The organism is Microbacterium sp. AK031 (assembly GCF_024807145.1).
In the GTDB taxonomy this organism is placed as follows: Bacteria; Actinomycetota; Actinomycetes; order Actinomycetales; family Microbacteriaceae; genus Microbacterium.
Genome location: NZ_JANUCA010000001.1, coordinates 1059839 through 1071983 on the forward strand (window position 1 = coordinate 1059839; position 12145 = coordinate 1071983).

Here is a 12145-nt window from a genome sequence, read left to right on the forward strand (position 1 = left end):
CGGCGAGCCGACCCGTTACGACTCGGTGAAGCGCTGACGCTCGATGTCGAGACCGCGCAGCCGCATCCGCAGCGCTCGACCCCCGTCCGAGCCCGCCGGTACCCTCTGCACAGCGCCGAGCAGCTCGTTCTTCTCCCGATCGAGGTTGCGCAGGATCATACGCCGGCAGAGATCTGCTGTCGACCGGGCGGCGCCCTCCTCGTCGCGCGCGGGGAACGGCGACATGAGCAATTCTCCTGCCAGCGATCGATATGGCTCGCGCACAGCGTTCACAGCATCCATCGCCCACCCGGCACGCGTGCGATCAGGGGTGGCCACGATGACCTGGCGGATCGCCTCCAATGCCGGGTGGCGGAACGGCGCCTCGAATGCACGTGTCAACGTGTCCTGGTCGACCTGATGCCCATACTGCAGCGCACCCATCAGCGCGCCGCGCTCCAGTGCCACATCCGCCGTGCGCGGCAGATTGGCCAGCGTCACCGGTACGACCGCCACGGGCTCTGAGCTCTCCGGTGCGGCTTCCACCGGCTCGCGTCGTGCCGGCGCATGGCTCGCTCCCCTGGCGGCACGCTCGACCTCCGCGCGCACCTCGGTCGGATCCATGCCAAGACGTCGTGCGAGCACCCGCTCGTACCCCGGGCGCAGCAGTCGATCGCGGATCTCAGCCACGATCGGGGCTGCCGCGCGCAGTGCGCCGACCTGCCCCTCGACGGTGGCGAGATCGAAACCGGCGAGCCGGCGGTCGATCGCGAACTCGAACATCGGCACCTTGGCGTCCATGAGTCCGCGCACGGCGGCGTCGCCGCGTTGAAGCCGCAGATCACACGGGTCGAGACCGTTGGGGGCGACGGCGACGAAGGTCTGCGCGTTGAAGCGGTCGTCCTCTGTGAAGGCGCGCAGCGCCGCCTTCTGGCCCGCCTCATCGCCATCGAAGGTGAAGACGACCTCACCCGACGCGTTGTCGTCGCCCATCACGCGGCGCAGAACCTTGATGTGCTCAGCGCCGAATGCGGTGCCGCAGGTCGCGACAGCCGTCGTGAGACCCGCAAGGTGGCACGCCATGACGTCGGTGTACCCCTCGACCACCACGACCCGGCGAGGGTCCCCGCGGGAGATGTCGCGCTTGGCCAGGTCTAGCCCGTAGAGCACCTGCGCCTTCTTGTAGATGATCGTCTCCGGGGTGTTCAGGTACTTCGGCCCCTGGTCGTCGTCGTAGAGCTTGCGAGCGCCGAATCCGATGGTCTGGCCGGTGACGTCGCGGATCGGCCACACCAGGCGGCCACGGAACCGGTCGTACACCCCGCGCTGTCCTTGCGACACGAGCCCGGCGGCGAGCAGCTCATCGCGGGTGAAGCCCTGCGCGGTGAGGGCCTTCATCATGCCTTCCCATCCGCGCGGCGCATAACCTACACCGAAGTGGGCTGCGGCGCCGGCATCGAAGCCGCGCTCGCCGAGGAACTTCCGCCCCGTCTCCGCTTCGGCGGACAGCAGCTGGCTGCGGAAGAACTCCGCCGCCGCGGCGTTGGCCGCATAGAGTCGACTGCGGCCGCTGGTCTCCGGCGCCGCACCGCCATCCTCGTAGTGCAGGGTGTACCCGATGCGGCCGGCGAGCCGCTCGACGGCCTCCGTGAAGCTGACGTGATCCATCTCGCGCAGGAACGAGTACACGTCGCCGGATTCTCCGCAGCCGAAGCAGTGGTAGTAGCCCACCTGAGGCCTGACGTGGAAGCTGGGGCTTTTCTCGTCATGGAACGGGCAGAGGCCCTTGAGAGAGCCGACCCCGGCGGACTTCAGTGCGACGCGCTCCCCGACGATGTCGCCGATGTTCGTGCGAGCCTTGACCTCATCCACGTCTGCCTGGCGGATCCTCGGCATCAGTGCGCCCTCTCGGCGACGGCCCGCTCAGCGTCGTGCGTGCGAGGACGCGGCCGGATGTGGCGCGGAGACCAGATCCCGACCTCTGCGGGGTCGACATCCCCGACGAGCCGGCTGTGCCAGTCGAGCGCTGTCTGATCCGTCAGGCTCGCGATCTGGTCCACGACCACACGCGCGCGCTCCGCATCCGACGACGCGTCATGGAAGTCAGCGGCGAACGCCGGCTCCAGCACGTCGGCTCCCGCCGTCCAGAGGGCGTCGGTCGACCAGAGAGCATCGGCAAGACGCTTGAGCACTCGCCGCTGCTCCTTGTAGACGCCCTTGCGCGCATCGATCGTCACGATCGCCTGGCCCATGATGCCCTTGAGCACGGCGATCTCCGCCTCCACAACGCGCGGGACGACGACGTGAGCGCTGTACCGGGCCAGCACTCGCCCGCGGTAGGTCTCGCGGGTAGCTGCGACGGCGGCACGCGCGAAACGGCCGATCAGATCGCTGGTGAGGTTCTTCAACCCGGCGAGGTCAGGCCGAGAGCGGTCGAACGACTTGAGCCACACCGGCTGGCTCGTCAGCCTGTACAGCGCGTCCGCGAGTTCTTCACGCGTGAAGTCGTAGCCGACCCATTGCTGCACCCGACCGACGAGCGCACCGTGCTCCTTCGGGTCGGACAACGCTGCCACGTCGAGGTACCCGTTGACGATCGCATCCTCGAAGTCATGGACGGAGTAGGCGATGTCGTCGGAGAGATCCATGATCTCCGCCTCGATGCAGCGCAGACGCCCTGGCGCGCCTTCGCGCATCCATCGGAACACGGCCTCATCCTCGGGATAGACGCCGAACTTCAGACGCCCGCCAGGATCTGGCAGCGGGCTGTCGACCGTCCACGGATACTTGCATGTGGCGTCGAGGCTCGCGCGCGTGAGATTCAACCCGACGGAGTGTCCGTCGTCATCGAGGACCTTCGTCTCGAGGCGCGTGAGGATGCGCAGCGACTGCGCGTTGCCCTCGAATCCGCCGATCGGCTCAGCCCATTCATTCAGAGCTCGCTCTCCGTTGTGGCCGAACGGAGGATGCCCCAGATCGTGGCTGAGGCAGGCTGTATCAACGACATCGGCCGAGACACCGAGCGCTCCGGCGAGCTCACGACCGACCTGTGCCACCTCGAGCGAGTGCGTCAGGCGATTGCGGGCGAAGTCGGCGGTGCTCGCAGGGCTCAGCACCTGCGTCTTCGCCGCGAGACGGCGCAGGCCAGCAGAGTGCAGCACGCGTGCGCGGTCCCGGGCGAAGTCATCGCGTTCAGATCGGTGCTGCTCGCTGAAGAAGCGCGCGGTGTCGCGTGCTCCGTAGCCGTCCGTCCGTGCAGCGGCTGAGCCCGCTGAGCGGTCAACCACCACTGTTCTCGATCTCCGCTCCGCGCAGCATCTCGCCGGTCTCAGCGGCGACATCACGCGACTCCAGCCACTTGTCGGGCAGAGCAGGACGCTTGGGGCGACCGGCACGACCGCGCTGGCCTTCGGCATCCGCACCGGGGTACGGCGCATCCCGATCGAGCTGACCGAGCAGGTCGTCGATGTGCGCAAGGCTCTGGGCGGTGGCGAGCCCGGTGCGGATATCGCTGCCGACCGGATAACCCTTGAAGTACCAGGCGACGTGCTTGCGGATGTCGCGGCATCCGTGATCCTCATCCTCGAGGAAGTCGACCAGCAGCTCGGCGTGCCTGCGGAACGCATCCGCGACGAAGCCGAGTGTCGCGTCGACCGGACGCGACACGGCGCCGAACGCCGCGGCGAGATCGCCGAACAGCCATGGTCTGCCGAGGCATCCGCGCCCGACGACGACCCCGTCGCAGTCGGTCTCGGCCATCATCCGCACGGCGTCGTCAGCCGACCAGATGTCACCGTTGCCGAGAACCGGGATGCTGGTGACGGCCTGCTTCAGCTCGCCGATCGCATTCCAGTCTGCGTGACCGGAATAGAACTCGCTCGCGGTGCGGGCGTGCAGCGCCACGGCAGCGGCTCCGGCATCCTCTGCGGCGCGGCCGGCGTCGAGGAACGTGAGGTGATCGGGATCGATGCCCTTGCGCATCTTGACCGTCAGCGGAATGTCTCCGGCCGCCTTCACCGCCTGATCGACGATCTCGGCGAAGAGGCTCGTCTTCCACGGCAGCGCTGCTCCCCCGCCCTTGCGGGTGACTTTGGGAACCGGGCATCCGAAATTCAGGTCGACATGGTCGGCGTGATCCTCGGCCACGATGATGCGCACGGCCTCGGCGATCGTCTTCGGGTCGACGCCGTACAACTGGATCGACCGCGGTGTCTCGCTCTCGTGATGACGGATGAGCCGCATGGTCGTGTCGTTGCGCTCCACCAGCGCGCGAGACGTGATCATCTCGCTGACATAGAGACCGGCGCCGTACTCACGGCACAGAAGACGGAACGCAGTGTTCGTGATGCCCGCCATGGGTGCGAGCACGACCGGCACGTCGAGGTCGATCGGGCCGATGCGCAGAGCGCGGGCGGGAGCGGGAGCGAGAGTCATATCCCCTCCATTCTCCCACCCCTGCGACCCTCGGCGCCGCACCCCGTCATAGGCTGTGGATATGACCGAAACCAGCGTGCGCAAGATCCCGTTCACAGACGCCGACGGCGCCGAGACGACGCTTGACGACTTCGGCGCAGACGTGCTGCTCGTCGTCAATGTGGCGTCGAAGTGCGGCCTCACGCCGCAGTACGAGCAGCTGGAGCAGCTGCAGCGCGCCTACGGCGACCGCGGCTTCAGCGTTGTGGGCTTCCCGAGCAACCAGTTCATGGGTCAGGAGCCGGGCTCGGTGGAAGAGATCCTGGAATTCTGCTCCACAACGTACGGCGTGAGCTTCCCCGTGAACGACAAGGTCAAGGTCAACGGCAAGAAGGCCACCGAGCTCTACAAGGCGCTCAAGGAGAACCCGGATGCCGGTGGCAAGGCCGGCCGCGTGGAATGGAACTTCGAGAAGTTCCTCGTGCTGCCCGACGGCTCGGTCAAGCGCTTCCGTCCGAAGCAGAAGCCGGACGCCCCCGAGATCGTCGAAGCGATCGAGGGCGCCCTGGTCCGTTAGACCGCGGCTTCCTCGGCGTGGTCGGCCACCTCATCGGTCTCGCCGCGCTTGGCCCACAGATCACGCAGCACGTTCTCGAACGTCTCGGGAGGCTGGGCACCGCTGATACCGTACTGACCGTCGATGACGAAGAACGGCACGCCCTGGATGCCGTAGGCGCGAGCCTGCTCCTGGTCCTGACGCACAGCGGGAAGGTGCTGGTCACTCTCCAGCGCTGCACGCGTGGCGTCGGCATCCAGCCCGACCTCGACGGCGAGCTCGACGAGATCGTCGATACGGCCGACGTGCTTGCCCTCGGTGAAGTAGGCCGACATCAGGCGCTCTTCCATCTCATGCTGCAGGTCGTTTGCCTTGGCGTGGTGCAGCAGTTCGTGCGCCTTGACCGTGTTCGTGTGCTTCAGCAGATCGAAGCGGTACTCCAGCCCCGCCTTCTTGGCGATGCCGGTGACATTGTCGAGCATGCCCTGCACCTGGTCACGAGGCATGCCCTTGTGGCCGGCGAGGAAGTCGATCTCATCGCCGTCGAAAGCGACGGGAGTGTCGGGTGAGAGTTCGAAGGAGTGGAAGGTCACAGTGACCTCAGGAGCGTCGTCATCGGCGGTCACCGCCGCGAGACCTGTTTCGAGGTTGCGCTTGCCGATGTAGCACCAGGGGCAGGCGATGTCGGACCAGATGTCAATCGATATAGGTTGGCTCACCTCATTGGAAACCGCCTCGAGCGCCCGAGTATTCCGTTGATAGCATCTTCGGATGCTCTCCGCCGATGACCCGCTCCCCTTCCGCCCGGAGCGCGTGCTGATCGCCGGGGTCACGGGCTCGGGGAAGACCACCCTTGCCCGGCGGCTCGCGAATCTCTGGTCGCTCGAGCACACCGAGATCGACTCGCTCTTCCACGGCCCGGACTGGACGCCACGACCCGAGTTCCTCGACGACGTGCGCGCGTTCGCCGCAACAGAGCGTTGGGTCACCGAGTGGCAGTACACCAGCAAGGGCACGGACCAGATCATGACGCCGCGCGCTCAGCTCGCGATCTGGCTCGACTACCCGTATCGAGTGGTGCGCTCACGGCTGATCCGCCGCACGCTCGGGCGCAGCATCCTTCGCACCGAGATGTACAACGGCAACGTCGAGAAGCCGATCTGGAAGCTGCTGGCGACCCGCGACCCTGAGGAGAACATCCTGGCGTGGCAGACCAAGACCCGCGGGTTCTGGACTGAGAAGATGCCAGGGGTTCGAGAGCGATTCCCGCATCTGATGATCGTCCGCCTGCGGCACCCGTGCGAGACGGAGCGCTGGCTGCGTGTTCAGGCGGAGGGGGCGTCCACCGCGCCGCCGAAGCGGCGATCGCGCGAAACGTAGATCTCGATCGCACGCCACAGATCCTGCCGAGAGAAGTCGGGCCAGAGCGTGTCGAGGAACACCATCTCGGCGTACGCCGACTGCCAGAGCAGGAAGTTCGAGGTGCGCTGCTCCCCCGAGCTGCGCAGGAACAGGTCGACATCAGGCAGCTCGGGCACATACAGGTGACGGCCGATCATCTTCTCGGTGATCGCCTTGGGCTTGAGTCGACCTGCTGCCACCTCGCCCGCGAGAGAGCGCATCGTGTCGACGAGTTCGACGCGCCCGCCGTAGTTCACGCACATCGTGAGGGTCAGCACGTCGTTCTCTTTCGTGAGCTCCTCGGCGCGCTGCAGCTCCTTGATGACTGACCCCCACAGCCGTGGCTTTCGCCCGGCCCACCGGATGCGCACGCCCCATTCGTTGAGCTGGTCGCGCCGCCGATGCAGCACGTCACGGTTGTACCCCATCAGGAAGCGCACCTCCTCGGGCGAGCGCGCCCAGTTCTCGGTCGAGAAGGCGTACACCGACAGATGCTTCACGCCGGCTTGGATGGCACCGGCGACGACGTCGAGCAGTACCTCCTCACCTGCTTTGTGGCCTTCGATGCGAGTGAGGCCGCGCTTGTTTGCCCACCGGCCGTTGCCGTCCATCACGATCGCCACGTGCTCGGGAACCTTGCCGAACGCGGGCGGCTGCACGCCGGTCCAGTCCAGCGGACGATACGCGACGGCGTCCTTGTGCGTGTACGGCTTCGGGGTCAACGAGGTTCCTCTCGAGACGAGTCTGAGATGTGGGCGAGCGAGCGGATGCCGCGTTCCAGGTGGAACTGCGCGTACGCCGACACGAGTCCGGATGCCGCGGCGGTCTCGGCGTGCGGGGCAGCGTCCACGGCATCCCACTCCCCTTGCATGAGAGCGCGAAGCAACTGCAGAGTGGACTGCGAGACACGAGGGCTGCCGGCCGGCGCGCAGTTCGCGCAGACGAGTCCGCCGAGCTGACCGATGAAGTGGGTATGCGGCCCCGGCGCGGCACACCGCGCGCAGTCGCTCAGCGACGGCGCCCAGCCGGACAGCGCCATCACACGCAGCAGATACGAATCCAAGATGCTGCGCGGGGCGTGCTCGCCGCGAGAGAGCGCCCGCAGGCCTCCGACGAGCAGCAGATACTGCTGCGGGGTCGCCTCGGCGTCGCTCAGACGGTCGGCGGTCTCGACCATGGCGTTGGCCGAGGTGAAGCGGTCGTAGTGTGCAGCGATCTCGGCGCCGTACGCACCCAGTGACTCCGCCTGCTGCACGATGTCGAGCGATCGGCCCTGGTACAGCTGCAGATCGGCGACCATGAAGGGTTCGAGCCGAGAGCCGAACTTCGACGACGTGCGCCGCACACCCTTCGCCACCGCACGGATCTTCCCGTTGCGGCGGGAGAGCATGGTGACGATGCGATCTGCCTCACCGAGCTTGTGAGTGCGCAGGATCACCGCTTCATCTCGATAGGTGGGCACTGTCCGATTATCCTCCGTCCGCGAGACAATGGCCGTGTGACCGAACCGCTCTTCACTATTCCGCTCTGGGCGGACCTGCTCGGCGTGGGCCTTGGCGGTATCCAGGGCGCGATGTTCGCGTCAGGATTCCAGGGCCAGCGCCGACTCGACCTGTTGGGTGTGGCGATCATCGGCATCCTGATCGGCATGGGCGGAGGCCTCATCCGCGATCTACTGCTGGGGCAGCAACCGGCGACGTTGCAGAACAACTGGTATCTCATCACCGCCGCCGGTGCTGCCATCTTCGGCATGCTGCTGGCCGGTCTTCTGAACCGGGCGAACGCCGTCATCGTGGGTCTCGATGCCGTCGTCATCGGTATGTTCGGTGCTTTTGGCACCAGCAAGGCACTAGGTCTGGGTGTTCCACCTGTGCCTGCGGTCTTCATCGGCGCCTGCGCCGCCGTTGGGGGCAGCATCCTGCGCGATGTCATCATGGGGCTGCCCGTCGCGATCATGCACGTCGGATCGCTCTATGCCGTCGCCGCTCTTCTCGGCTGCAGCGTGATCGTCACAGTGCACGCGTTCGGCGTGAGCATCACGATCGCCGGCGTCATCGGACTCATCGTGACCGCCGTGATCCGTGTGCTGGCCGTGATCTTCGACGTGTCACTGCCGGAGCAGCGCCGGCTCTACCGCCGCAAAGTGGCGGCAGAGACCGGCACCATCCCGATCGTGAAGCCCTAGACGGCGGCGAGTTCCGGCTGACGCGTGCGGATCGAGCGGTTCACGCCGGACACGATCGCCTTGAGCGATGCCGTGGAGATGTCGCCGTCGATGCCGACGCCCCACAACCGCTGATCGCCCACCTGCAGCTCGACGTAGGCGGCAGCCTGCGCATCGCCGCCAGAGCTGAGCGCGTGCTCGACGTAGTCGTAGACCGTGATGTCGAAGCCCTGCGCGCGCAGCACCTCGACGAACGCCGCGACAGGACCGTTGCCGTGGCCGGAGACGGTGTGCTGCTGCTCCTCGTCCCGCAGCGTGACGTCGAGCACGACGTCACCGGACATGTCGCTACGCGTCTGCGTTGCGAGCAGCTCGAAACGCCCCCACTTCGCATCCGCGTCATCCGACGGCAGATACTCGTCGTTGAAGATCGACCAGATCTGGTCGCTGGTGACCTCGCCGCCCTCCGCATCCGTCTTGGACTGCACGACGCCGGAGAACTCGATCTGGAGCTTGCGCGGCAGGTCGATCGCGTGGTCCGTCTTCAGCAGGTATGCGACGCCGCCCTTGCCTGACTGCGAGTTCACGCGGATGACGGCCTCGTACGAGCGCCCGAGGTCCTTCGGGTCGATGGGCAGGTACGGCACTGCCCACTCGATCTCATCGACCGTGACGCCCTTCGCCGCAGCCTCGTTGGCCATGGCCTCGAAGCCCTTCTTGATGGCGTCCTGATGCGAGCCGCTGAAGGCCGTGAACACGAGGTCGCCGGCCCAGGGGCTGCGCTCGGGCACAGGCAGCTGGTTGCAGTACTCGACCGTGCGCTTGACCTGATCGATGTCGCTGAAGTCGATCTGCGGGTCGATGCCCTGCGTGAACAGGTTGATCCCCAGGGCGACGAGGTCGACGTTCCCGGTGCGCTCGCCGTTTCCGAACAGGCATCCCTCGATACGGTCGGCGCCGGCCATGTAACCGAGCTCGGCCGCTGCGATCGCCGTGCCGCGGTCGTTGTGCGGGTGCAGCGACAGGATGATGTTCTCGCGGTGTGCGAGACGACGACTCATCCACTCGATCGAGTCGGCGTAGACGTTCGGCGATGCCATCTCGACCGTAGCGGGCAGGTTGATGATGACCTTGCGATCCGGTGTCGGCTCGAACACCTCGATCACCTGATTGCAGATGTCGAGCGCGAACTCGAGTTCTGTGCCGGTGTAGCTCTCGGGAGAGTACTCGTAGTAGACCTGGGTCTCTGGGATGCGCTTCTCGTACTCGCGGCACAGTCGAGCGCCCTCGAGAGCGATGTCGACGATCCCCTGCTTGTCGGTGCGGAAGACGACATCGCGCTGCAGGATGCTGGTGGAGTTGTACAGGTGCACGATGGCCTGCTTCGCCCCGGCGATCGATTCGTACGTGCGCTCGATGAGATGCTCGCGCGCCTGCGTCAGCACCTGGATCGTGACGTCGTCCGGGATGAGGTTCTCTTCGATGAGCTGGCGCACGAAGTCGAAGTCGGTCTGGCTGGCGGACGGGAATCCGACCTCGATCTCCTTGTAGCCCATGTCGACAAGCAGCTGGAACATCACACGCTTGCGCTCGGGTGACATCGGGTCGATGAGTGCCTGGTTGCCGTCGCGCAGATCGACGGCGCACCAGCGGGGCGCTTCGGTGATCCGCTTGGACGGCCAGGTGCGATCGGGAAGATCGACGGTGATCAGCTCGTGGAACGGTCGATACTTGTGGATCGGCATCGCGGACGGGCGCTGGGAGTTCTGCATGATGGGCTTCTTCTCTTCGTCTTACTGAGCGGGTCAGAATGATCGGGCCAACACAAGCGCCGCGACGAGGAAGGCCCTAGCTTTAGGACTCGTCGCGGCAGCTAAGAAGAAGCAGACCGCCGAAAGGCATGGCATCAGAGTACACCCGAGCGCGCTCCACTCACCAACTCCGGTATGCGGCGAACCTGCATCCAAGAGGAATGAGACGATCGCGTCGCGGCGGACACTGAAGAGTATGGACACTGCATCCACACGGCTGGCCGCGCGCGCTGTCGCACTCGGAGCGACCTGCGCCCTCTTTCTGCTCGCCGGCTGCGCCTCTGCGCCTGGCTCTCCCGCTCCGAGCAGTTCCGATACCGGGTACAGCTTGGAGTCCCAGTCGCCGAAGCCGCCGACCGGCGACGTCATCGCTACCGGGACCGTGATCGATGCAGACGGTGCCGCGCAGCTCTGCCTCGGCGCGGTCATGGAGTCGTACCCGCCGCAGTGCGTCGGCGTTGCCCTCGAGGGATGGACCTGGAACGATGTCGAGCCAGACGACGAGTCCGGCACCACGCGATGGGGCGTCTTCGGGTTCACCGGAGCCTACGACGGCACGAGCATCACGCCAACGACTACGCCGATCCCGTTAGCGCTGTTCGACACGATCGAGCGACCAGTGTCGACCCCCGATAACCCCGGCGCCACGAGCGAGACGGCACTCGCGGACGTCCAGGAGAAGATCAGCGATCTGCTCGATTCTCAGGTGTTGCTCGCAAGCGGCGTGGAGAACGGGTATCTGGTCGTCGATGTGGTGTGGGATGACGGCACACTGCAGAAGGCGGCAGATGCCGATTTCGGTGAGGACGTCGTCGTCATACGCTCGGCGCTTTGGAGCCCCGAGACCCGGTAGCCGCCGTACCCTGCGTGGCACGGCGGTCGGCTCACGGGATCAGGGCGATCTTTCCGCCCGGGTGTTCTTCGGCGAGGAACCGGGTCGCCTCCAACGCTTCGGCCAGCGGATACGTGCGAGCGACCGGGACCTCCAGCATCCCGCGCCCCGCGAGATTCACGAGCTCGCCCCGGATGCTGTCGCGGAAGCGGGCACTGTCCGGCGCGGAGCCGACGATCCAACGGAACTCCTCCGCGCGGGCGCGTGCCGCCGCCGCGATCGTGACGACACGGTCGCGAACGGCGACGAGTTCCAGCGACACATCGACCGCTTCGTCGGTACCCACAGCATCCAGCGCCGCAGAGATCTCGCCATCGGCAGCGTCACGTGCGCGGTCGACGAGGCCCTCCCCATAGGCGACGGGGACGCCGCCGAACCGGCGCACCTCGTCGAAACGGTCTGCACTCGCAGTGCCGATCACGCGCACACCGCGGTGCGCGGCCTGCTGCAGTACGCTCACCCCGACTGCTCCTGACGCACCGTGCAGCAGGATCGTCTCACCCGCCTGAACGCGGGTCACAGTGAGCATCTCAGCCGCCGTCGTGCCGGCGAGCAGCAGGTTCGCGGCGGCCGGATGGGTGAGCGCGGGCGGCTTCGCGAACGCCTTCTCCGCGGGGATCGTGACCTCTGTCGCGTAGCCACCTCTGATGCGGAAGGCGAGGACCTCATCGCCGATCTGCGCAGGGCCGGACCCGATGATCGTGTCCGGTCCGATCGCCGTGATCTCGCCGGAGATCTCGTAGCCGATCGAAACGGGCATCGCGACGCCAAGGCGCGGGGCGGACACGTGCTTGCGGTCCGCTGGGTTCATCCCCGCTGCGTGAACGCGCACCGTGATCTCGCCCGGTCCGGGCGTCGGTGCGTCGTACGGGACGAACTTCCAGTGCTCCGTCGAGCCCCAGTCCGTCGCGGTCCAGTGCTCGGCCATC

At 66.5% G+C, this 12145-nt stretch carries 12 protein-coding genes; 4 read left to right on the forward strand and 8 right to left on the reverse strand.

Going from position 1 to position 12145, the window contains the following annotated elements; genetic code table 11:
* Window positions 1-15: 15 nt before the first annotated feature.
* The 3 genes from dnaG to dusB are packed head-to-tail and all read right to left on the reverse strand — an operon-like array spanning window position 16 to window position 4413.
* On the reverse strand, window positions 16-1875 hold the full coding sequence (gene dnaG / locus HDC95_RS05110; RefSeq protein ID WP_259062135.1) for a DNA primase: 1860 nt from the start codon (window positions 1873-1875) through the stop codon (window positions 16-18).
* Complete coding sequence (locus tag HDC95_RS05115) at window positions 1875-3266, reverse strand: deoxyguanosinetriphosphate triphosphohydrolase (protein ID WP_259062136.1); 1392 nt, start codon at window positions 3264-3266, stop codon at window positions 1875-1877. The genes dnaG and HDC95_RS05115 overlap by 1 nt, the downstream gene beginning before the upstream one ends.
* Window positions 3259-4413, reverse strand: a complete 1155-nt coding sequence (dusB, locus tag HDC95_RS05120; RefSeq protein ID WP_259062137.1) for a tRNA dihydrouridine synthase DusB — start codon at window positions 4411-4413, stop codon at window positions 3259-3261. The genes HDC95_RS05115 and dusB overlap by 8 nt, the downstream gene beginning before the upstream one ends.
* Before the next feature lie 61 nt (window positions 4414-4474).
* On the opposite strand from dusB, the gene HDC95_RS05125 reads away from it, so the two are divergent.
* Window positions 4475-4969, forward strand: coding sequence for a glutathione peroxidase (locus HDC95_RS05125; protein WP_259062138.1), 495 nt, complete (start codon window positions 4475-4477; stop codon window positions 4967-4969).
* Here the strand turns inward: HDC95_RS05125 and HDC95_RS05130 are convergent.
* Window positions 4966-5667, reverse strand: a complete 702-nt coding sequence (locus tag HDC95_RS05130) for a DsbA family protein (RefSeq protein ID WP_259062139.1) — start codon at window positions 5665-5667, stop codon at window positions 4966-4968. The genes HDC95_RS05125 and HDC95_RS05130 overlap by 4 nt on opposite strands.
* 52 nt (window positions 5668-5719) lie before the next feature.
* Here HDC95_RS05130 and HDC95_RS05135 point away from each other — a divergent pair, with 52 nt between their 5' ends.
* Window positions 5720-6328, forward strand: a complete 609-nt coding sequence (locus HDC95_RS05135; RefSeq protein WP_259062140.1) for an AAA family ATPase — start codon at window positions 5720-5722, stop codon at window positions 6326-6328.
* Here HDC95_RS05135 and HDC95_RS05140 read toward each other — a convergent pair.
* On the reverse strand, window positions 6274-7071 hold the full coding sequence (locus tag HDC95_RS05140; protein WP_259062141.1) for an isoprenyl transferase: 798 nt from the start codon (window positions 7069-7071) through the stop codon (window positions 6274-6276). The two genes, HDC95_RS05135 and HDC95_RS05140, sit on opposite strands and share 55 nt — an antisense overlap.
* On the reverse strand, window positions 7068-7811 hold the full coding sequence (gene recO / locus HDC95_RS05145) for a DNA repair protein RecO (RefSeq protein WP_259062142.1): 744 nt from the start codon (window positions 7809-7811) through the stop codon (window positions 7068-7070). Before recO ends, HDC95_RS05140 begins: the two co-directional genes overlap by 4 nt.
* A 36-nt stretch (window positions 7812-7847) precedes the next feature.
* Between recO and HDC95_RS05150 the strand changes: the two genes are divergently transcribed.
* Window positions 7848-8534 (forward strand): trimeric intracellular cation channel family protein, encoded by a 687-nt coding sequence (locus HDC95_RS05150; RefSeq protein WP_259062143.1) that lies wholly within the window; start codon window positions 7848-7850, stop codon window positions 8532-8534.
* On the opposite strand, the gene leuA is transcribed toward HDC95_RS05150, so the two are convergent.
* Entirely contained in the window at window positions 8531-10285 is a 1755-nt protein-coding gene (gene leuA, locus HDC95_RS05155; RefSeq protein WP_259062144.1) for a 2-isopropylmalate synthase, read from the reverse strand. The two genes, HDC95_RS05150 and leuA, sit on opposite strands and share 4 nt — an antisense overlap.
* Before the next feature lie 235 nt (window positions 10286-10520).
* On the opposite strand from leuA, the gene HDC95_RS05160 reads away from it, so the two are divergent.
* Entirely contained in the window at window positions 10521-11177 is a 657-nt protein-coding gene (locus tag HDC95_RS05160) for a hypothetical protein (RefSeq protein ID WP_259062145.1), read from the forward strand.
* A gap of 31 nt (window positions 11178-11208) precedes the next feature.
* Here the strand turns inward: HDC95_RS05160 and HDC95_RS05165 are convergent, their stop codons facing one another.
* The gene (locus tag HDC95_RS05165; RefSeq protein ID WP_259062146.1) at window positions 11209-12144 is read right to left on the reverse strand and encodes an NADP-dependent oxidoreductase; all 936 of its coding nucleotides are present in this window, start codon (window positions 12142-12144) and stop codon (window positions 11209-11211) included.
* Between the last annotated feature and the right edge of the window lies 1 nt (window position 12145).

Coding starts and splice junctions, on each gene's coding strand:
- dnaG (WP_259062135.1), bottom strand. CDS start 1,875: ATGCCGAGGATCCGCCAGGCAGACGTGGATGAGGTCAAGGCTCGCACG.
- dusB (WP_259062137.1), bottom strand. CDS start 4,413: ATGACTCTCGCTCCCGCTCCCGCCCGCGCTCTGCGCATCGGCCCGATC.
- HDC95_RS05125 (WP_259062138.1), top strand. CDS start 4,475: ATGACCGAAACCAGCGTGCGCAAGATCCCGTTCACAGACGCCGACGGC.
- HDC95_RS05135 (WP_259062140.1), top strand. CDS start 5,720: ATGCTCTCCGCCGATGACCCGCTCCCCTTCCGCCCGGAGCGCGTGCTG.
- leuA (WP_259062144.1), bottom strand. CDS start 10,285: ATGCAGAACTCCCAGCGCCCGTCCGCGATGCCGATCCACAAGTATCGA.
- HDC95_RS05160 (WP_259062145.1), top strand. CDS start 10,521: ATGGACACTGCATCCACACGGCTGGCCGCGCGCGCTGTCGCACTCGGA.
- HDC95_RS05165 (WP_259062146.1), bottom strand. CDS start 12,144: ATGGCCGAGCACTGGACCGCGACGGACTGGGGCTCGACGGAGCACTGG.